The organism is Gordonia polyisoprenivorans (genome assembly GCF_017654315.1).
Classification (GTDB): Bacteria; Actinomycetota; Actinomycetes; order Mycobacteriales; family Mycobacteriaceae; genus Gordonia; species Gordonia polyisoprenivorans_A.
The window spans coordinates 4,418,621-4,437,794 of sequence record NZ_CP072203.1 but is presented as its reverse complement, the minus strand read 5'-3'; the positions used below and the strand labels follow the sequence as shown (position 1 = coordinate 4,437,794).

Sequence of the window (19,174 nt, the reverse complement as noted above, 5' to 3'; positions counted from 1 at the left end):
ACACGATCGCGAAACGGCTGCCGGTGGTGCCGACCTGCGAGAGACTTCAGGGATGACCACCCACGATGCCCCGAAGACCCACGGTGAGGCGCTCGCCTCCGGCCCCACCGTCTATTCCGGCAAGGAACACTCGGTGGGCAAGGCCGCGCGCAAGATCGTGCCACGACGAGCCCTCGGTGACTGGGACCCGTCCCGGCGCGGCCACGATGCCCTGCAGACGATCCTCGCGCAGAACGAGACGCGCGATCAGCGGCTCGTGCCCATCCGCCATGGGCGGATGGCGGCGTCGCCGTGGACCTACTATCGGGGCGCCGCCGCGGTGATTGCGGCCGACCTCGGTTCCCGGCCGAACACCGGGATCACCGTCCAGCTCTGCGGCGACGCGCACGTCCTGAACTTCGGGTTGTGGAACACCCCGGAGCGGACGCTGGCCTTCGATCTGCGCGACTTCGACGAGACCCTGCCCGGCCCGTTCGAATGGGATGTGCTGCGCTTCCTGGCGAGCCTGGTGGTGTTGGCGCGGGACAACAAGGTCGCCGACGCGGCCGCCACCGAGGCGGTGCGCGCCGGATTCCGCGGCTACCGGACGTGGATGCGTACCTACTCGGGCTGGCCGATCCTCGATGTGTGGGCCGAGAAGTTCTCGGTCGACGAGCTCACCGGCTACATCGCCACCCCGGCGAACGGGGCGCGCCTGGACAGCGTGATCGAGAAGCGGGCGCAGAAGCGGACCAGCCGGGGAGCCTCGAAGAAACTCACCCACCTCGTCGACGGGCGCCGGTTGATCAAGGAGGCGCCGCCCTATCGCGTGCACGCGTTGGCCGACTACACCGACGTCCTCAACGACGTGATCGTCGCGTATTACGCGTCGGTGCCGGAGAACGTCGCGGCGCTGCTGCGCCGCTTCGACCTCGTCGACGCCGTGCAGCAGGTCGTCGGGGTCGGCAGTGTCGGGATGCGGGTGTTCCTGAATCTCGCCGAGGAGCACGAGACCGGCGACCCGTTGTTCTTCCAGATCAAACAGGCCGCGCCGTCGGTGTACGAGAAGGTGGTCGCGCCCAGCGCCTACGACCATCACGGCCAGCGGGTCGTCAACGGTCAGCGCCTCATCCAGAGCGCCTCGGACATGTTCCTGGGCTGGACGACGATCGGCGACTGGGAGTTCTACGTCCGGCAGTTCCGCGACGGCAAGGTCATTCCGGACGGCCCGACCGTGTCGCGCGCGCTCACACAGTTCGCCGCCGCGTGCGGGCACGTACTCGCGCGGGCGCATGCGCGCAGCGGAGACGCCCGCGCGATCGCCGATTACCTGGGCACCTCCGACAAGGTCGAGGAATCGGTGGTGCGGTTCGCGCACGCCTACGCCGACCAGACCGCGCGTGATCACGCACAACTGGCCGCCGCGGTCGCCGACGGGTCGATCCCGTCGGCGCCGGGCTGGCCCTGAGCACTCGGCGACGAGGCCGGAGTCGTCAGTCGGTGACCTCGTTGAGCGTGCCGGTGGCCACGTCGAAGACGAATCCGCGCAGCGAACTGGTCTTGGTGACGAACGGGCTGTTGCGGATGCGCGCCAACGACTGCCGCACGTCCTCCTCGACGTCGGGGAAGGACTCGGCGGCCCACGCCGGCTTCTGACCGATCTCGTTCTGGATGTCGCGCTTGAAGTCGTCGTCGGTGAAGGTGAGCATGCCGCAATCGGTGTGGTGGATCAGGATTATCTCGGTGGTGCCCGGCAGCCGCTGACTGATGGCCAACGACCGGATCTCGTCGTCGGTGACCACGCCTCCGGCATTGCGGATGACATGCGCCTCACCCTCGTTGATGCCCAGCGCCCGATACACGTCGAGGCGGGCATCCATGCAGGCGACGACCGCGACGTGACGGCTCGGCGGCAGGGGCAGGGGACCGGAGAAGGTCTTGGCGTACTCGGCGTTGTTGGCGAGGTACTCGTCGGTGACAGTCATGTGTCCACGGTGCGCGCCATCACGCCCGGGGCGCGAGAGTTGCGATCACGACGGGCCGAACACATCGGCGTCGGCGCATGTATTTCGCGCCCGGTCCGCTTCGGGCGCTCATTGCCAGCGGGCCAGCAGATCCTTCGAACGTGCGGCCAGATCGGCCTGCCAGAACGGCCCGAAGCTGATCCGTCCGACGCCGAGCTCGGCCAGGTGCGTGAGCGAATCCTCGGCAGGCACGGCGATCGCGTTGACCGGCAACGGCAACGACGAGGTCAGCTCGCGGTGCACCGCGTCGGTGTGACGGCCGACGGGGTAGAGGCTGCTCGCCCCGGCCTGCGCGCAGAGGACCAGTCGTTCGATCGCGCGAGCCACGCGGTCGGTCTCGGCGCCGTCGGCACGCAGGAACAGGTCGGTGCGTGCGTTGATGACCACCCCGACACCGGCGGCGTCGGCGGCCGCGCGCAACGCGCCCACCAGATCGGCATGCTCGTGTGCCGCGCGGAGGCGTCCGCCTTCGGCGTGCACGGTGTCCTCGATGTTCAGACCCACCGCTCCGGCGTCGAGCAGCCCGTCGATCAGTTCGGCCGGAGACCGGCCGTACCCCGACTCCACGTCCACCGACACCGGAAGGTCCACCGCTGCGGTGATCTGGCGGACGCGGGTCAGCAGTTCGTCGAAGGTCATGCCCTCGTGGTCGGCGCGACCGATCGAGTCGGCAACCGGATGGGAGCCGACGGTCAGCGCCGCGAACCCGGCGTCGGCGGCCAGGGTCGCCGACCACGCATCCCAGACGGTGGGCAGCACGACCGGGCTGCCGGGCACGTGCAGATCGAGCAGTGTGCGGGCGAGGGCCGCCGGGTCCGGGGTTGTGCCCGCCGAACCGGTCCCGTCAGGAATTGCCATTCAAGGAATCCTTCACGTCGTTGAGTACGAGCCACGCCGCAGCCAGACCTGTTCCGCTGTACCAGATCTCGTCGTTGACCGAGAGGACGCGCTTCCACGTGGGCGCGCCCATGTCCAGCCAGCGATCACTGAGCAGAACCTGTTTGCCGTGATCGAGGCCGCCGTCGCCGTCGAACGACACGTAGATGAGGTCGGCGTCGGCGTCGGTGAAGTTCTTGTCGGTGACGGTGAAGCTGTCGGTGCCGCGCTGCGGGGCGGGGCGCTGCACGCCGATCATCGTCAGGATCTGACCGGCGAAAGTGCCGGTGCCGGCGATGATCTCGGAGTCCTTGGTGAACCGGACGAGCGACACCTGGTTGTGGGCGGCGTCCATGCGTCGGCCGGTCCTGGTGGCCTCGTCGGTGAACTCCTGCAGCAGGCGGGTGCCGTCGGCGGTGCGGCCGAGGGCATCGGCCACCGCCTGGAAGTGTTCCTGCCAGGTGCCGTCGGTGATCGTCGCGGTCTTGGTACCGGCGAAGGCCTGCGCCGATCCGGCGGTCGCCGGCGTGGTGAGCACGATGTCGGGAGCGGCGGTGCGCACCGCCGATGGATCGGGGGTGGTCCCGATCGCCGGAACGGAGGTCAGTTGTGGTCCGAGGTAGGCGGGGATCGTGCCGGGGGCAGCGGTCACGGCGGTCACCTTGGCACCGATGCCGAGGGCGCAGAGATCATCGAGCAGCGCCGGGTCGGTGACGACGATGCGCGCGGGGTCGGTGCGCGGGTCGGACGCGGTGGTCGGCGCCAGGCAGGTGCGCGAGTAGTCGCGGTCGGCGGAGACGACGTTGACCTCGGCGATACGCGTGGTCGAGGTGGAGATGGTCTTGCCGTCGGGGGTGGTCAGCAGCGGCTGATCGTCGGAGCAGGCACCGAGCACCACGGTTGCGACGCACACCAGCAATGCCGAGGCGACCACGCCACGCCTGCTCGACCGACTCCGAACACCGTCGCCGGATCCGCGTACGACCCGGTCCTTACCGCCACCCTGCACCCGCCCAACCTAGCAGGGCCCGATCGGCACCCACCCGACCTTGCCGCCGGGGGACCGCGGGGCGTCGCGGGGCGGTCCCACGAGCCCGGCGCGTCGGCTCCGGCGTTGCAGCTGACCTGCGCCGATGATGCTCCCGAAAAATCAAGTACGACGGATCGTAGGACCCACTCGGCCGGGGTGGGTGCAAGGGTTTAGGATCGGTAACCAGCGCTCGGTTTGTTCATGTGCCGACCGGCGGAAATCGCATCCCGACCGGTCGGGCAAGAGGAGGATCTGTGACCGCGGTAGACCAGCCCACCACGCAAGTGGCACCAGTACGTCCGTACCCGGAGCGCCATCAGCCCAAGGGTTCGTTCATCTACAAGCTGATCACCACGACCGATCACAAGTTGATCGGCATGATGTACATCGTCGCCTGTTTCGCGTTCTTCCTCATCGGCGGTCTGATGGCCCTGCTGATGCGTGCGGAGTTGGCGCATCCGGGTATGCAGTTCTTGTCGACCGAGCAGTTCAACCAGCTGTTCACCATGCACGGCACGGTGATGCTGCTGATGTATGCGACCCCGATCGTCATCGGGTTCGCCAACTTCGTGCTGCCGCTGCAGATCGGTGCCCCCGACGTCGCCTTCCCGCGGCTCAACGCCTTCGGCTTCTGGCTGTTCGTGTTCGGTTCGACGGTCGCCATCGGTGGCTTCATCACCCCGGGCGGTGCGGCCGACTTCGGCTGGACCGCCTACACACCGCTCACCGACGCGATCCACTCGCCCGGCGTCGGCGCCGACCTGTGGATCATGGGCCTCGGCGTCTCCGGTCTGGGCACCATCCTCGGTGGCGTCAACATGGTGACCACCGTCGTGTGTCTGCGCGCCCCCGGTATGACGATGTTCCGGATGCCGATCTTCACCTGGAACATCCTGGTCACCACCATCCTGATCCTGCTGATCTTCCCGCTGCTGACCGCGGCCCTGCTCGGCCTCGAGGTCGACCGTCAGTTCGGCGCCCATCTCTACGACCCGGCCAACGGTGGTGTGATCCTCTGGCAGCACCTGTTCTGGTTCTTCGGTCACCCCGAGGTGTACGTCATCGCGCTGCCGTTCTTCGGCATCGTGTCGGAGATCTTCCCGGTATTCTCCCGCAAGCCGCTGTTCGGCTACTCGGGCCTGGTGTACGCGACGCTGGCCATCGCCGCGCTGTCGGTGGCGGTGTGGGCTCACCACATGTACGTCACCGGCGCGGTCCTGCTGCCGTTCTTCTCCTTCATGACCTTCCTGATCGCGGTACCGACCGGTGTGAAGTTCTTCAACTGGATAGGCACCATGTGGAAGGGCCACATGACGTTCGAGACGCCGATGCTCTTCTCCGTCGGCTTCATCGTGACCTTCCTCTTCGGTGGTCTGACCGGTGTGCTGCTCGCCAGCCCGCCGCTGGACTTCCACCTCTCCGACAGCTACTTCGTCGTCGCGCACTTCCACTACGTGCTCTTCGGCACCATCGTGTTCGCGACCTACGCCGGCATCTACTTCTGGTTCCCCAAGATGACCGGACGCATGCTCGACGAGCGCCTGGGCAAGTGGCACTTCTGGCTGACCTTCATCGGGTTCCACACCACCTTCCTGGTGCAGCACTGGCTGGGTAACGAGGGCATGCCGCGTCGCTACGCCGACTACCTGCCCTCGGACGGCTTCACCACCCTCAACGAGATCTCCACGGCCGGCGCGTTCATCCTCGGACTGTCGACGCTGCCGTTCCTGTGGAACGTCTTCAAGAGCTACCGCTACGGCGAGGTCGTGACCGTCGACGATCCGTGGGGCTTCGGTAACTCCCTCGAATGGGCGACGAGCTGCCCGCCGCCGCGACACAACTTCACCGAGCTGCCCCGCATCCGTTCGGAGCGTCCGGCGTTCGAGCTGCACTATCCGCACATGATCGACCGGATGCGTGCCGAGGCGCACGTCGGCCCGGGTCACGGGCATGACAGCGAAAGCGCCGAACATGCCCGGCGTGACCCGCTCACCGTCGGCGACCACGAGTCCTCCGCCGACTGACGCGGCGCAGCGCGGTGGGCGACTCCCCGGATTCACACACCACTTCCGCACCCGGATCGGTTCACACCGCTCCGGGTGCGGTCGTGAAGGCGACCCTCCTGATCACCGTCACCGGACCCGATAAACCCGGTGTCACCTCGGTGCTCATGGGTGCACTTGCCGGACAACAGGTTTCCCTGTTCGACGTCGAACAGGTCGTCATCCATGACCGCCTGACGCTCGGGGTGCTCGTCGCCTGCGACACCGACCCCGAGCAGGTGCAGGACGTCGTCGAGCAGGCGATGAGTTCGGTCGGGATGGACGTCCACGTCGAGGTCGGTGGGCAGTCCGGTGGTCATCAGCCCTCGACACACGCCGTGGTGTTGCTCGGCAGTCCGGTGACCGCACGCGCCTTTTCCGCGGTGGCGGCCGAACTCGCCGGGCAGGGCGGCAACATCGACTCGATCCGCGGGGTGGCCGACTATCCGCTCACCGGGCTGGAATTGATGGTCAGTGTGGGCGGACGCGACGACGTCGCGGCCGACGCCGCGCTGCGCAAGGGCCTCGCGGGGGTGGCCACCCGCCACGGCATCGACATCGCGGTCGAACGCGGGGGGCTCGCGCGACGGGCCAAGCGGCTCATCGTCTTCGATGTGGATTCGACCCTCATCCAGGGCGAGGTCATCGAGATGCTCGCCGCCCACGCCGGCCGGGAGGCCGAGGTCGCGGCGGTGACCGAGGCGGCGATGCGCGGTGAACTGGATTTCGCGCAGTCCCTGCATCAGCGGGTCGCGGCGCTCGCCGGTCTCGACGCGAGCGTGCTCGACGACGTCGCCGCGTCGCTCGAGCTGACGCCGGGGGCCCGCACCACGATTCGCACGCTCCACCGCCTGGGCTATCACTGCGGTGTGGTGTCCGGCGGGTTCCGGCAGGTCATCGACGGCCTCGCCCACGAGCTGGAACTCGACTTCGTGCGGGCCAACACCCTCGAGGTCGTCGACGGAACACTCACCGGCCGGGTCGTCGGCGAGATCGTCGACCGGCCGGGCAAGGCCCGGGCGTTGCGGTCATTCGCCGATCAGGTCGGGGTGCCGATGGAACAGACCATCGCCGTGGGCGACGGCGCCAACGACATCGACATGCTGTCGGTGGCCGGTCTCGGTATCGCGTTCAACGCCAAGCCCGCACTCCGTGAGGTCGCCGACGCCGCGCTCAGTCACCCGTTCCTCGACGCGGTGCTGTTCATCCTTGGCGTCACCCGCGACGAGATCGAGGCCGCCGACGCCGCCGACGGGGTGCTGCGCCGGGTTCCGCTGGAATGACCGACACGTCGACCGACTCGGGTGCTGTCGTGCCCGATCCGTTCGAGGACGATCACCGACGGCTGACGGCCTATGTCGGCGGTCACGACGACCCGCCGGATCCCGCCGACGTGCTCGCCATGCAAATGGTGCTGCGCATCGAGAAGGCCGATCCGCCCGATCGCACCGAGTTGCTGGTGGCCGCCGCCCGTGCGGTCGCACTGCTGTGCCTCGATGACCGGTCCGGTGGCGACGGTCCGTGGTCGGCGCCGATGGACGCCTGGTGTGATGCGCGCATCCGCAAGATCGCGCGACGCGCACGCGGTGCGCAGTGGGTTGCCGCACAAGAGGTCTGGGGCCTCACCGCCACCGTAGGCGGCGCGCAGGCGCGGGCTCTGGTGCCCGGCCGGGTCGGCGATGTCGACAAGCGGATCTCCCGATTGCAGATCGGTGGCACCGAGGTCGATGGTGAACTGCCACCGGCGCCCGGCGGGCGTGGGGTATGCCTGTGGCTCGATCCACGACTGGAGATGACGGTCGGCAAGTCAGCGGCCCAGGTGGGTCACGGCGCGATGCTCGCTGTGCGACTGCTTGACGAGGCCACCGCCCGCGACTGGCGTGAAGCGGGATGTCCGCTGATGGTGTGCGCCGCCGACGAATCCACCTGGACGCGGCTGCTCGCCGCAGAACGTGCCGGCGAGGCGGTGGCCGTCCGGGATGCGGGTTTCACCGAGATCGCACCGGGCTCGGTGACCGTGATCGCGGAGGTGATCGTATGACGAAAGATCAAGCGGCATTACCGGAGTGGGCGCTACCGCTGAATCTGGCGCGACACCCGGAGGGCGGCTGGTATGCCGAGACGTGGCGTAGTGAGCTGACGCTGCCCGCCGCGTCGCTGCCCGGATACGACGGTGACCGTGCCGCGGGCACTGCGATCTACTTCGTGCTGCTGCCCGGAGAGGAATCGGCCTGGCACACCGTGCGCGGCGCGGAGATGTGGCTGTTCCACCGCGGTGCACCGGTGGAACTCGACCTCGGCGGTGACGGTGCTGTGCCCCTCAGCGTTGGGCCCCTCGACGTTGGGCCCCTCGGCGTCGGGCCCACCGGCATCGAGCACACCGAGACGATCGTGGTCGGACCCGACATCGCTGCCGGCCACCGACCGCAGGCGCTCGTGCCGCCGGGGCACTGGCAGCGGGCGCGTGCCGTGGGAACAGAAGCGGCGCTGGTCAGCTGCATCGTCGTACCCGGATTCGATTTCGCCGACTTCCGGCTGGCCTGACGGCGCTCAGCTCGCCGGGACCCGCGCCGGCGCCAGGTGCTCCAGCGTCTGCAGCCACACCTGCCGGTCGGGGGCGATCGACGCGACGATCACCTCGTCGGCGTCGGCATGGCCGGCGAACCAGTCGAGATACTCGCGCACCTCGTCCGGGGTGCCGACACCGCAGTAGGTGAGCATCTCGTCGATCTGGCGTCCCTGCGGCATCGACAGGATGGCGTCGGCTTCCTCGTCGGTGAACTTTCGTCCGCCACGGCCGAACAGCGCGGAGACCCGATGCCGCTTGGCCTGGTGGAGCTGGTCGCGGGCGCGCTGCGGATCCTCGTCGGCGATGACGCAGGCCCCGGCGATCACATACGGTTCGGCGAGCTGCTCCGACGGCCGGAACTGCTCCCGGTAGATCTGCACCGCCTGGGTCAGGGCGCCGGGCGCGAAATGCGAGGCGAACCCATAGGGCAGGCCGAGCGCCGCGGCGAGTTGCGCGCCGAAGAGCGACGAGCCGAGGATGTAGAGCGGCACGTCGGTACCGTTGCCCGGCGTCGCGCTCACCCCGGCCACACGCGAATGCCCGGTGAGATACCCCTGCAGTTCGAGAACGTCGTTCGGGAAACGATCGGCGGCGGCCATGTCACGGCGCAGGGCTGCAAACGTGTTCTGGTCACCGCCGGGCGCGCGGCCCAGCCCGAGATCGATACGACCGGGATAGAGCTCGCCGAGGGTCCCGAACTGCTCGGCGATCGTCAACGGCGCGTGGTTGGGCAACATCACCCCACCCGAGCCGAGCCGGATCGTGGAGGTGCGCGCCGCGATGTGGGAGATCAGCACCGCGGGCGCCGACGACGCGATCGACGACATGTTGTGGTGTTCGGCGTACCAGATGCGTTCGTAGCCCCACTTCTCGGCGCGGATGGCCATGTCGGTCGAGGCGGCCAACGATTGGCCGACGGTTTCGCCGGTGCCCACCTGGGCGAGGTCGAGGATCGAAAGAGGCACACTCATGCTCAGATCAAGGTCGTCGGGCACGTGGCTATTCCCTTGCCCGATCCCGACTTTGGTCCTCCCGCACACGGTTGCGCCGGCGGTGTCACGCCGGGGTCGGTGCACCCTCGGCGGACCCCGGCACCGGGCGGACACGCCTCGCGAGGATGGTGCCCACGGGCGCGGTGAGTAGGGCACGATGGAGTCCGTGACCGCCAGCGATCCCGTGCCCGACGAGCCCACCTCCGACCCCGACCTGTTGATCGATTTCCGCGACGTCGCGGTCGTTCGCGGCGGGAAGTCCCTGGTCGGTCCGGTCACCTGGCAGGTCGAACTCGACGAGCGCTGGGTCGTCCTCGGCCCCAACGGCGCCGGCAAGACCACCCTGCTGCGGATGGCCGCAGCCGAACTGCATCCGAGTTCCGGTATCGCCTTCGTGCTCGCCGAACAACTCGGCAAGGTCGAGGTCCGTGAACTGTCCACGCGGATCGGCGTGGCCAGTGCGGCACTGGCCGACCGCATCCCCGACGACGAGGTGGTCAGCGACGTCGTCATCTCCGCCGGCTATTCGGTCATCGGCCGGTGGCGGGAAACCTACGACGACGTCGATCGGGCACAGGCGCTCGAATCACTGGAGTCGATGGGTGCCGAACACCTCGCCGATCGTGCCTTCGGCACCCTGTCGGAGGGTGAACGCAAGAGGGTCCTCATCGCCCGGGCGCTGATGACCGACCCCGAACTGCTGTTGCTCGACGAACCGGCCGCCGGACTCGACCTCGGCGGGCGTGAAGAACTCGTCGGACGGCTCTCCGCGCTGGCCGCCGACCCCGATTCGCCGGCGATCGTGCTCATCACCCATCACGTCGAGGAGATCCCCGCCGGATTCACCCACGCCATGCTGTTGTCGGAGGGGGCGGTGGTGGAGCAGGGACTGCTGAACAAGGTGTTGACGAGCAAGAACCTGTCGACCGCGTTCCGTCAGCAGATCACCTTGTCGAAGGTCGACGGACGGTTCTTCGCCCGTCGGTCCCGCCGCGCCGGCGGACACCGCCGGTCCGCCGGCTGACTAGGGCGATCGGGGTCGGCCGCCCCTGGATGCGGTTGTGCCGCGGCCCGGCGATAGTGTCGACGGGTGTCCCGGCACACACTCCTCGTCCGGGACGGGTTGGAGGTCTTCGATGGCAGGGACGTCGGCACCGCAGGCCGCGCCGTTACGTGACGCGGCGACCGTGGTGCTCGTGCGCGACAGCGGCGAGAACAGCGGTGGTGGCGACGACAGTGGTGGCGGGATCGAGGTGTTCCTGCAGCGCCGCGTCAAGCAGATGGCGTTCGCCGGTGGCATGACGGTGTTCCCGGGCGGTGGGGTCGACCCCCGCGACAGCGATGCCGACCTCGCCTGGACCGGACCAGCGCCGCAGTGGTGGGCCGAACAGTTCTCCACCACAACCGAACTCGCGCAGGCTCTGGTGTGCGCCGCGGTCCGCGAGACGTTCGAGGAATGCGGCGTTTTGCTCGCCTCGTCGGGGGAGGAGTTCCCCGACCCCGCGACCTTGCGTGACGACCGCGCCGCCCTCGTCGACAAATCCCTGTCGTTCGCCGGATTTCTCCGCGCCCACGGCCTCACGTTGCGCGCCGATCTGCTGCGGCCGCTGGCGCACTGGATCACCCCGGTCAACGAGAAGCGCCGCTACGACACCCGGTTCTTCCTCGCGGCCGTCCCGCCCGGTCAGGAACCGGACGGCTCGACCACCGAGGCCGACGTCACGCGGTGGGCGAACGCGCAGGAGGCGATCGACGCGTGGTCGGCGGGCAAGCACTTCCTGCTGCCACCCACGTGGGCACAGTTGACGGAGGTGGCCCGATACGCGACCGTGGCCGATCTCCTCGACGCCGAGCGCACCATCGAGCCGATAGAACCGGTGGTGAGCGCCGGAAAGGGCTTGTCGGGCTTGGCTTTCACCCGTTCCGACGACTATTTCGCCGGTCTCGGCGATCAGCTGCCACCCGACATCACCCTCTAGTCCCGATCGTCACGACCAGCCGGCCGGGCTCGGGGGAGTTCCACGCCTTCTCGACGTCGGCGAGCGCCGCGGTGCGGACATCGATCGGGAGCCCACCGGCGGCGGCGAGATCGAGCAGGGCGGGGAGTTCGGCGAACAACAGACGCGGGTCGATCGAGCCACCACCCGAGCCCCAGATCGAGATCGGGCGCGCGCGCAGGATGGCGGCGTCGAGGGTGATCGAACGTCCGGCCAGCGCTCCGATCTGGACGTAGTCCACGCTGCTGTGGCGTCCGGTGAGGCTGTGCGCCCGTAGGGCTTCCAGGGCCATCTCGGCGACCGGACCCCAGAGGTAGTCGAGGACCACGTCGATCCCCTCGGCGAACGCCGCCGCCAGTCGTCCTCGGGGATCGTCGTCGAGTAGCGACACCGTCTGTACCCGCGGGTCCTCGGCGAGACGGGCCAACACCGCGGCGTTGCGACCGACCGCGACGACGCGACCCGCGCCCAGATGCAGGGCGATCCGGACGGCGAGCGTACCGGCGGTGCCGGTCGCCCCGAGAACTGCGACGGTGCCTCCTTGGGGGACACCGGATTTCACCAGCGGCATCCATGACGACATCGCGGGGTTGACCACGGCGGCGGCGGTCTCGCTCGACAACGCGTCGGGGATCGGCACCGCGAATCCTGCGGGCACCACCGTGCGTTCGGCGATGGTGCCGTAGGGGTCGGGGCATCCGCCGGTGTAGACGCGATGCCCGTCGAGTACGGCCACCCCGTCGACGCCGACGACGAAGGGGAGTTCGTCTCCCGAGGAGTAGTGCGCTCCGCCTGCGATGGATCGCACGATCTGATGCACCCCGGCGGCGAGCATCTGCACCTCGACGTATCCGTCGGCGGCGACAGGAGCGTCGAGGTCGGCGTACACCGGTGGGCGGGTGAGGTCGGTGACGAGAGCTGCTTTCATGACTTCCTCCTTTGAACACTGTTCAAAACATGACTCTGTTAGGGTGGTTGAACATTGTTCAAGAGTCAAGGGGGATCTGTGGCACGGACGCCGCTGAGCCGGGATGCGATCGTCGACGCCGCCTTCGAGCAGCTCGCCGAGACCGGCCTCGACGGGATCACGGCGCGGGCACTGGCCGGCCGATTGGGTGTGCGCGCCGGTGCGCTCTACTACCACGTCCGCGACATGACCGAGCTGACCGACGAGATGGCCACGCGGATCCTGCGGCGACTGCTCGACGAGCCGATCCCCGACGAGGCCGCCGCCGACTGGCGAGAGTTGTTGCGGACCAGCGGACATCGCATCCGGACGACGCTGCTGTCCTACCGTGACGGGGCCACGTTGGTCTCGGGAACCACGCTGCTCGACGACGAAGCCCTGCGCCGACTCGAAGAACCGGTCCGGGTGCTGGTCGCCGCGGGCATGACGTCGCTCGATGCCCAGCGAGCGCTGGTGGCGATCAACGCGTTGGTGACCGGATACGTGATCGAAGAACAGCACCGGCATCCGGTACCGGGGGAGAACCGCATCACCGCCGAGGCGCGACGCGCGCGTCTCGATCCCGACGAGCAGCCCCTGCAATATGCGCTCAGCGAGGAGATGGCGACGTTACCGGTCGACACCTTCGAGTGGGTGCTGGAGGCGCTCATCGCCGGAATCGGTGTGCGCGTGGGACTCTGAGCGGTCTGCGGTGTCACGCTCTGTGGCGTCACTCTCTGCGGCGTCCCTACTCGTCGAGGTCGACGATGTCGGCGTCGTCGCTCTTCTCGCCCGCGGCGTCGTCGCGCTCGGCCCACTCGAGGAGGTGATCGATCCGGTGGGCGACGTCATCGATCTCGGCGTGCAGGTCACCGAGTTCGGCGAATCGTGCCGGCATCGTGGCGATGGTGAAGTCGTCGGGTTCGACGTCGGCGATCTCCGCCCAGGTCACCGGCGCCGACACCGTCGCCCGCGGGTTGCCGCGCACCGAGTACGCCGCGGCCATCGTGTGGTCGCGGGCATTCTGGTTGTAGTCGACGAACACCGCCGACGGGTCGCGGTCCTTGCGCCACCAGGTGGTCGTCACGTCCGTGGGACTGCGCCGCTCGACCTCTTTCGCGAATGCCAGTGCCGCACGACGAACCTGGGTGAATCCCCATTCCGGGACGATCCGGACGTAGATGTGCAGGCCGCGCCCGCCGGAGGTTTTCGGGAACCCGCGGATGCCGAGTTCGTCGAGGACCTCGTGGACGATGCCGGCGACCCGGCGGATTCGCGCGAAGTCGCAGTCGGGCATCGGGTCGAGATCGATGCGCCACTCGTCGGGCGATTCGGGGTCGGCGCGACGGGAGTTCCACGGGTGGAACTCGACCGTCGACATCTGCACCGCCCAGATCGCGCTGCCCAATTCGGTGACGCACAATTCGTCGGCGGTACGGCCGAATCGGGGGAACCACAGCTCGGTCGTCTCCACCCAGTCGGGGGCTCCGGCCGGAATCCGCTTCTGGTGCACCTTCTTTCCGTCCACTCCCTTGGGAAAGCGGTGCAGCATGCATGGACGCTCGCGCAGGGCCCGCACGATGCCGTCACCGACGGAAAGGTAGTACTGCGCGAGATCGAGTTTGGTCTCGCCGCGCTCGGAGAAATAGACGCGGTCGGGGCTCGACAGTCGGATGGTCCGGTCGCCGACGTCGAGCATCACCGGTTCCCCTGCGTCGCTCGCTGCAGCCGGGGCCATCGCCGCTCCTCTCGGGCCGTGCGTCAGCCGACGTCGCGCCCTGATGTGCAGTCTGCCATCGCGGTGGCATGGGCGACGACAGCGGCGCGTCTGCTCGCGGCGTCGTCGGGGCGCACCGGCAGTGTCTGTACCAGGGCACTCAGTGTCCACCAGCCGACGACGAGGGAGATGACGCTGAAGAGCAATTGCTCGGCCCCGGCGCGGTCCAGGCCGGCCACTACGTCTTGAATTCCGGTGATGTTCTTTGCGCACAGCGGATTTCGAGCATCGACACCGACCGCGGAGTCGAGTTCGAGACTCTCGTAGGCCAGAAGCCGGGGCAGGTGCGGGCGCTCGGCGCACCGATCGAACAGTGCTCCGGCGAAGCGTCCGATCGCCTCGGGGCCGGCGTCATCACCCTCGAGATCGACGCCCTCGAGCAGGCTCGCCAACTCCCGGGTCAGGACCGCCGTGAACAGTCCGCGCTTGTCGCCGAAGTAGCGGTAGACCCGCTCCTTGTTCACCTCGGCGTCGCGCCCGATCGCGTCGAGGCGTGCCCCGGCAAAGCCGTGTGCCGCGAACTGACGGGTGCCCGCGTCGAGTAGTCGGCGTCGCGTCGTCTCGGTGTCCCAGGCCACGAACGAACCCTACCGAAAGTCCAAACGAATGGTTGGAAATGGCGCGTCGCCGGGTTAGGCTGCAATCTCCAAACGGATGTTTGGAAATTGTTCTGTCGGGTGATGAGCGTCGGTTTTGATGAGGCTCGGTTTTGATGAGGAGAGTGCGATGCGAGCGTTGGTGATGGGTGCCCGCGGTGCGGTCGGTCGGGTGGTGGTCGAGGAACTGCGTTCGCGCGGGCACGCGGTGACGCGAGCCGGCCGGTGCGCCGGGAACGACCTGACTCGCCTCGATCTGACTGGGCCCGAGGGGCTCCGGACGTTGAGGCATCTGTCGGAGGTACACGACGTGGTGATCAACGCATCCGGGGTGGAGACGCCGGCGCTGGCGCGCTGCGGTGCTCCGGCCGTCGTCGAGATCTCGGCGACCTCGGCGTATCTGGACGACCTGCGCCGGGCGGTGCGCGAGGCCGTCGGCGGGACCACGATGTCGGAGGCGCCGGCGGGCACAGTCGTGACCGGTGCGGGCCTCGTGCCCGGACTGAGCACCCTGTTGATCGCCGATCTCGACACGGGGCCGGGCGACGACGTCGACCTCGGAGTCGTGTTGGGCACCGGCGAACACCACGGTGCGGCCGCGGTCGAGTGGACCGCCGGGCTGCTCGGTACCCCGGTTCATCACCCACCCGAAGGATGCCGGATCGTCAATCTTCGGCAGTCCCGCCGGATCGCCGAACCCGGCGGTCGGCGCAGGCGATACCTGCGTGCGGACTTCCCCGACCACGTCTTGCTCGCCGATCGGGGTGTGCGAGTCCGTAGTCACCTCGCGTTGAGTAGTCGGAGTGCGACCGGGGCGCTCGCTCTGGCCGGTCGGGTCCCTGCCCTGCGGCCCTTGCTCGACCGCGCCCCGCATCTGGGCTCGGACGAGTGGCTGGTGGTTGCGCAGAATCGTCGAACCGGGCGCAGCCGGGCCGCTCGCGGGCGGAGGCAATCGAGGGCGACCGGTGTACTGACCGCGTTCGCCGCCGAACTCGTCGCCGACGGGGTGGTGCGCGGTGCGGTGACGATGGCCGACCTCACCGACGCCGCCGCGGCACAGGGACGGCTCGAACGGCCTGATCGTCAGACGGTAGCCTTCGACCATGGCTGAGTTCGTGACTCTCGAGACCTCCGACGACCATCCCGGTGTGGGCACCATCCTGCTCAACCGGCCACCGATGAATGCGCTGAACCGACAGGTCCAGTCCGAGCTGGCCGCCGCGGCCGCACAGGCCACCGACCGTGACGACATCAAGGCCGTCGTCGTCTACGGCGGTCCCAAGGTGCTCGCCGCGGGTGCCGACATCAAAGAGATGAACGACATGACCTACCCGGAGATGGCCAAGGTCGCCGGTCGTCTGCAGAGTGCGCTGGGGTCGATCTCGGAGATCCCCAAGCCCACGGTCGCCGCGATCACCGGTTACGCGCTCGGTGGTGGTCTGGAGGTCGCGCTCGGCGCGGACCGTCGTATCGCCGGCGACAACGCGAAGCTCGGCGTGCCCGAGGTGTTGCTGGGTGTCATCCCCGGTGGCGGCGGTACGCAGCGTCTGGCCCGCCTCGTCGGACCGGCGAAGGCCAAGGACATGATCTTCACCGGCCGGTTCGTCGGCGCCGACGAGGCGCTGCGGATCGGGCTGGTCGACGAGGTCGTGGCACCCGATGAGGTCTACAACGCGGCCCTGGCGTGGGCCGACCAGTTCGCCAACGCGGCATCGGTGGCGTTGGCGGCCGGGAAGAAGGCCGTCGACCAGGGGCTGGGAGTGGATCTGGCGACCGGGCTGAAGATCGAGGAACAGTTGTTCGCGGCACTCTTCGCCACCGAGGACCGCAAGATCGGAATGGAGTCGTTCGTGGAGAACGGCCCGGGGAAGGCCCGGTTCACGGGTAAGTGAGCCGGGAGAGGGAGAGGGGACACATGACGACGACCGAGAACGAGCCGGAGACGGACAACGAGACGGGTGGCGGGTCGCCGGTCGATCCGGCGCCCAACCCGCATGCCACCGCCGAGGAGGTCGCGGCGGCGCTGACCGACACCAAGCTCGCGCAGGTGCTCTATCACGACTGGGAGGCCGAGACCTACGACGAGAAGTGGTCGATCAGCTTCGACGAACGCTGCATCGACTATGCGCGCGGTCGGTTCGACGCCGTGCCGGCGGCGAGTGATGCAAGTGATGCTGCCGCCGGGAGCGAGCTGCCCCACAGGCGGGCGATGGAACTCGGTTGCGGCACCGGCTTTTTCCTGCTGAACCTCATGCAGTCCGGGGTGGCCGAGAAGGGGTCGGTGACCGACCTGTCGCCGGGCATGGTGAAGGTGGCGCTGCGCAACGCCGAGAACCTCGGGCTCGAGGTCGACGGCCGGGTCGCCGATGCCGAGAAGATCCCCTACGACGACAACACCTTCGACCTCGTCGTCGGACACGCTGTACTGCACCACATTCCGGATGTCGAGCAGGCATTGCGCGAGGTGTTGCGGGTGCTCAAGCCGGGCGGTCGGTTCGTCTTCGCCGGTGAGCCGTCGACCATCGGCGACTTCTATGCCCGGTGGATGAGCCGGGCCACCTGGTATCTGACGACGAATCTCACCAAGCTCGGCCCGCTGCAGTCGTGGCGCCGCCCGCAGGAGGAACTCGACGAGTCCTCGCGTGCCGCCGCGCTCGAGGCCGTCGTCGACATCCACACCTTCGATCCCGACGAGTTGGCGGGCATCGCCCGGTCGGCGGGAGCGTCGTCGGTGCAGACCGCGACAGAGGAGTTCGCCGCGGCGATGCTCGGCTGGCCGGTTCGTACCTTCGAGGCCGCGGTGCCGCCGGGCAAACTCGGTTGGGGCTGGGCCGGTTTCGCGTTCGGTTCGTGGAAGCGCCTGACCTGGCTCGACGAGAACGTGCTGCGCAAGGTGGTGCCGCCGAAGTACTTCTACAACGTCGTAGTCAGCGGGTACAAGCCCAGTTAGCCCAGGCGTGACTGTTCTTCCCCAAGACTTTCACTCTTCCGCAAGAAATCTCCAGCGGAAGAACGAAAGTCTTGGGGAAGAACTGGTCTCGGCTATTCGGAGGTGGTGTGCGGGTCCTGCGTGGCCGGGGAATCCTCGGCGACATATGCCTTGAGGTGATCGGCCGATCGGGCGGTCTCGTACAGCCGATCGGCCACCGTCAACAGGAATTCTCTGACATCGGTGGTCGGCTCATGAGTGAGGCGGTCGGTTGCGACTGCTGGGTCTCTGGTCAGGTTGCGAACGCTCCCGTCGACCACGTCGACACCCAGTATCGAGTGCACCCCGTAGGGGCCGGAGCTGACCAGGAACGGAATCGTCGATAGCCGACTCATCCGTGTGGCCAGGTTGGCTCGTCGTATGCCCAGTTCGTCATTGCTGACGAGGTGTGATTCGTACCAGGGGTCCACCGCCGCGTCGATAGCCGAGTCGACGAGTTGCTGCCAGGCATCGGTGTCGATGATCTCGGCTGCCGACACGACGCGTCCGAACCGTGGAATCACCAGTCCATCAGTGGTTTCGAGTAATTCCCGATGCAGATCGCTGAGCGGATGTCCATGTACCCCCTCAATTGACTGGAGAACTCGGGTATCCGCGGCGTCGAAGCGTTCGAATGGGCCGTCGTCGATGCGGGCACTCAATGCCTCCAGCATCTCGATGATCTCGGCGAAACCGGGCGGATCGACGCGAATATCGCGCGACCAGGCATAGGAATGCGGGCCCATCTCCTCGTGGTCGATGATGTCCCGCAATACCGGCAGCTCGTCACTCAGGTACGTATGGAGATCCGGCCACGGCGATTTCTCGTCCTCGATCACGCCCAACGAGAAGACGCCATGCACGGGATTGCCGTCGACATTGCCGCTGAACATGTAGGCGTGACTTTGGTAGCCGTTGTCGTAATGGATGATGGGGTAGGTCGGTGACCGGTCGTCGTCTGCGATCCCGAGGTGATGGGGGAGGAAGTCCGAGTCGCCATCGGACTCCCAGATCCGGAGACAATCCAGCGAGTCGATCCAGCGTTCGCTTTGTCCGAAGTCGGCCGTTCCGAGGATGGAACATCCTATTGTGTAGTCGTCCCAGCCGTCGGCGACCATCAGCATCGTACGCAGCTCTGGTGCGAGCGGGTGGCCCAGGCGTGTTTCGGCAGCGAGTAGATCGTTCTCGGTGGCGGGTGGGTTCGGCAGAGTGTGATCGGAGAACTCCGACACCGCGGCGAATCGTGCATTCTCGGCTTGCAGAGCCACGAACAGTGAGCGCCATTCCTTTTCGGATGCCGGTGGTGTGTTGGTGAGAGCTCGGTGCTTCATCGGTGTTGTCCCTTGGCAGTGGCTGTCGGACTAATCCACTACAGTAG

General features: G+C 67.8%; 19 protein-coding genes. 11 read left to right on the top strand and 8 right to left on the bottom strand.

Annotated elements, in window-relative coordinates; all coding sequences use genetic code 11:
• Window positions 1-52: 52 nt before the first annotated feature.
• Entirely contained in the window at window positions 53-1,447 is a 1,395-nt protein-coding gene (locus J6U32_RS20035) for a DUF2252 domain-containing protein (protein ID WP_208791844.1), read from the top strand.
• A 25-nt stretch (window positions 1,448-1,472) separates the two neighbouring features.
• Here the strand turns inward: J6U32_RS20035 and J6U32_RS20030 are convergent, their stop codons facing one another.
• The 3 genes from J6U32_RS20030 to J6U32_RS20020 form a co-directional block, all read right to left on the bottom strand.
• Entirely contained in the window at window positions 1,473-1,964 is a 492-nt protein-coding gene (locus J6U32_RS20030; RefSeq protein WP_208791843.1) for a beta-class carbonic anhydrase, read from the bottom strand.
• A gap of 108 nt (window positions 1,965-2,072) precedes the next feature.
• Window positions 2,073-2,861 (bottom strand): isocitrate lyase/PEP mutase family protein, encoded by a 789-nt coding sequence (locus J6U32_RS20025; RefSeq protein ID WP_208791842.1) that lies wholly within the window; start codon window positions 2,859-2,861, stop codon window positions 2,073-2,075.
• Window positions 2,848-3,888 (bottom strand): ABC transporter substrate-binding protein, encoded by a 1,041-nt coding sequence (locus J6U32_RS20020; RefSeq protein ID WP_208791841.1) that lies wholly within the window; start codon window positions 3,886-3,888, stop codon window positions 2,848-2,850. Before J6U32_RS20020 ends, J6U32_RS20025 begins: the two co-directional genes overlap by 14 nt.
• 275 nt (window positions 3,889-4,163) lie before the next feature.
• On the opposite strand from J6U32_RS20020, the gene ctaD reads away from it, so the two are divergent.
• The 4 genes from ctaD (at window position 4,164) to J6U32_RS20000 (ending at window position 8,495) form a co-directional block, all read left to right on the top strand.
• On the top strand, window positions 4,164-5,933 hold the full coding sequence (gene ctaD / locus J6U32_RS20015; protein ID WP_079930316.1) for an aa3-type cytochrome oxidase subunit I: 1,770 nt from the start codon (window positions 4,164-4,166) through the stop codon (window positions 5,931-5,933).
• A gap of 83 nt (window positions 5,934-6,016) precedes the next feature.
• Complete coding sequence (gene serB / locus J6U32_RS20010; RefSeq protein WP_208791840.1) at window positions 6,017-7,234, top strand: phosphoserine phosphatase SerB; 1,218 nt, start codon at window positions 6,017-6,019, stop codon at window positions 7,232-7,234.
• Entirely contained in the window at window positions 7,231-7,992 is a 762-nt protein-coding gene (locus J6U32_RS20005) for a peptidyl-tRNA hydrolase (RefSeq protein ID WP_208791839.1), read from the top strand. Before serB ends, J6U32_RS20005 begins: the two co-directional genes overlap by 4 nt.
• Complete coding sequence (locus tag J6U32_RS20000; RefSeq protein WP_208791838.1) at window positions 7,989-8,495, top strand: cupin domain-containing protein; 507 nt, start codon at window positions 7,989-7,991, stop codon at window positions 8,493-8,495. Before J6U32_RS20005 ends, J6U32_RS20000 begins: the two co-directional genes overlap by 4 nt.
• Window positions 8,496-8,501: 6 nt before the next feature.
• Here J6U32_RS20000 and J6U32_RS19995 read toward each other — a convergent pair whose 3' ends face one another.
• Window positions 8,502-9,491, bottom strand: coding sequence for an LLM class flavin-dependent oxidoreductase (locus tag J6U32_RS19995; protein ID WP_208791837.1), 990 nt, complete (start codon window positions 9,489-9,491; stop codon window positions 8,502-8,504).
• A 178-nt stretch (window positions 9,492-9,669) separates the two neighbouring features.
• Between J6U32_RS19995 and J6U32_RS19990 the strand changes: the two genes are divergently transcribed.
• Window positions 9,670-10,536: an ABC transporter ATP-binding protein gene (locus J6U32_RS19990; RefSeq protein WP_208791836.1), complete on the top strand. Its 867-nt coding sequence runs from the start codon at window positions 9,670-9,672 to the stop codon at window positions 10,534-10,536.
• A 112-nt stretch (window positions 10,537-10,648) separates the two neighbouring features.
• Entirely contained in the window at window positions 10,649-11,491 is an 843-nt protein-coding gene (locus tag J6U32_RS19985) for an NUDIX hydrolase (RefSeq protein ID WP_208791835.1), read from the top strand.
• Here the strand turns inward: J6U32_RS19985 and J6U32_RS19980 are convergent.
• Window positions 11,481-12,437, bottom strand: a complete 957-nt coding sequence (locus J6U32_RS19980; protein WP_208791834.1) for a quinone oxidoreductase family protein — start codon at window positions 12,435-12,437, stop codon at window positions 11,481-11,483. The two genes, J6U32_RS19985 and J6U32_RS19980, sit on opposite strands and share 11 nt — an antisense overlap.
• A gap of 78 nt (window positions 12,438-12,515) precedes the next feature.
• Here J6U32_RS19980 and J6U32_RS19975 point away from each other — a divergent pair, with 78 nt between their 5' ends.
• Window positions 12,516-13,157, top strand: coding sequence for a TetR/AcrR family transcriptional regulator C-terminal domain-containing protein (locus J6U32_RS19975; RefSeq protein ID WP_208791833.1), 642 nt, complete (start codon window positions 12,516-12,518; stop codon window positions 13,155-13,157).
• 46 nt (window positions 13,158-13,203) lie between these two features.
• Here J6U32_RS19975 and ligD read toward each other — a convergent pair whose 3' ends face one another.
• Together ligD and J6U32_RS19965 are read right to left on the bottom strand one after the other, a co-directional pair.
• Window positions 13,204-14,193: a non-homologous end-joining DNA ligase gene (gene ligD, locus J6U32_RS19970; protein WP_208791832.1), complete on the bottom strand. Its 990-nt coding sequence runs from the start codon at window positions 14,191-14,193 to the stop codon at window positions 13,204-13,206.
• A 23-nt stretch (window positions 14,194-14,216) separates the two neighbouring features.
• Complete coding sequence (locus J6U32_RS19965) at window positions 14,217-14,810, bottom strand: TetR/AcrR family transcriptional regulator (RefSeq protein WP_208791831.1); 594 nt, start codon at window positions 14,808-14,810, stop codon at window positions 14,217-14,219.
• Window positions 14,811-14,958: 148 nt separating this feature from the next.
• On the opposite strand from J6U32_RS19965, the gene J6U32_RS19960 reads away from it, so the two are divergent.
• From J6U32_RS19960 to J6U32_RS19950, 3 genes are read left to right on the top strand one after another with little or no spacing between them, the layout of a single operon-like run.
• The gene (locus J6U32_RS19960) at window positions 14,959-15,939 is read left to right on the top strand and encodes an NAD(P)-dependent oxidoreductase (protein ID WP_208791830.1); all 981 of its coding nucleotides are present in this window, start codon (window positions 14,959-14,961) and stop codon (window positions 15,937-15,939) included.
• Window positions 15,932-16,720 carry an enoyl-CoA hydratase/isomerase family protein gene (locus tag J6U32_RS19955; RefSeq protein WP_208791829.1) on the top strand — a complete coding sequence of 263 codons (789 nt, stop codon included), beginning with the start codon at window positions 15,932-15,934 and terminating at the stop codon, window positions 16,718-16,720. Before J6U32_RS19960 ends, J6U32_RS19955 begins: the two co-directional genes overlap by 8 nt.
• Window positions 16,721-16,743: 23 nt before the next feature.
• Window positions 16,744-17,778 carry a class I SAM-dependent methyltransferase gene (locus tag J6U32_RS19950; protein ID WP_208791828.1) on the top strand — a complete coding sequence of 345 codons (1,035 nt, stop codon included), beginning with the start codon at window positions 16,744-16,746 and terminating at the stop codon, window positions 17,776-17,778.
• A gap of 92 nt (window positions 17,779-17,870) precedes the next feature.
• On the opposite strand, the gene J6U32_RS19945 is transcribed toward J6U32_RS19950, so the two are convergent.
• The gene (locus tag J6U32_RS19945; protein WP_208791827.1) at window positions 17,871-19,127 is read right to left on the bottom strand and encodes an SMI1/KNR4 family protein; all 1,257 of its coding nucleotides are present in this window, start codon (window positions 19,125-19,127) and stop codon (window positions 17,871-17,873) included.
• Window positions 19,128-19,174: the final 47 nt, after the last annotated feature.

Excerpts from the sequence above, each read along its gene's own strand:
- J6U32_RS19990 (WP_208791836.1), top strand. The coding sequence starts at position 9,670 with ATGGAGTCCGTGACCGCCAGCGATCCCGTGCCCGACGAGCCCACCTCC.
- ligD (WP_208791832.1), bottom strand. The coding sequence starts at position 14,193 with ATGGCCCCGGCTGCAGCGAGCGACGCAGGGGAACCGGTGATGCTCGAC.
- J6U32_RS19955 (WP_208791829.1), top strand. The coding sequence starts at position 15,932 with ATGGCTGAGTTCGTGACTCTCGAGACCTCCGACGACCATCCCGGTGTG.
- J6U32_RS20005 (WP_208791839.1), top strand. The coding sequence starts at position 7,231 with ATGACCGACACGTCGACCGACTCGGGTGCTGTCGTGCCCGATCCGTTC.
- J6U32_RS19995 (WP_208791837.1), bottom strand. The coding sequence starts at position 9,491 with ATGAGTGTGCCTCTTTCGATCCTCGACCTCGCCCAGGTGGGCACCGGC.
- J6U32_RS19960 (WP_208791830.1), top strand. The coding sequence starts at position 14,959 with ATGCGAGCGTTGGTGATGGGTGCCCGCGGTGCGGTCGGTCGGGTGGTG.
- J6U32_RS19945 (WP_208791827.1), bottom strand. The coding sequence starts at position 19,127 with ATGAAGCACCGAGCTCTCACCAACACACCACCGGCATCCGAAAAGGAA.
- J6U32_RS19985 (WP_208791835.1), top strand. The coding sequence starts at position 10,649 with ATGGCAGGGACGTCGGCACCGCAGGCCGCGCCGTTACGTGACGCGGCG.
- J6U32_RS20035 (WP_208791844.1), top strand. The coding sequence starts at position 53 with ATGACCACCCACGATGCCCCGAAGACCCACGGTGAGGCGCTCGCCTCC.
- J6U32_RS19980 (WP_208791834.1), bottom strand. The coding sequence starts at position 12,437 with ATGAAAGCAGCTCTCGTCACCGACCTCACCCGCCCACCGGTGTACGCC.
- J6U32_RS19950 (WP_208791828.1), top strand. The coding sequence starts at position 16,744 with ATGACGACGACCGAGAACGAGCCGGAGACGGACAACGAGACGGGTGGC.
- J6U32_RS20000 (WP_208791838.1), top strand. The coding sequence starts at position 7,989 with ATGACGAAAGATCAAGCGGCATTACCGGAGTGGGCGCTACCGCTGAAT.
- J6U32_RS20030 (WP_208791843.1), bottom strand. The coding sequence starts at position 1,964 with ATGACTGTCACCGACGAGTACCTCGCCAACAACGCCGAGTACGCCAAG.
- J6U32_RS20025 (WP_208791842.1), bottom strand. The coding sequence starts at position 2,861 with ATGGCAATTCCTGACGGGACCGGTTCGGCGGGCACAACCCCGGACCCG.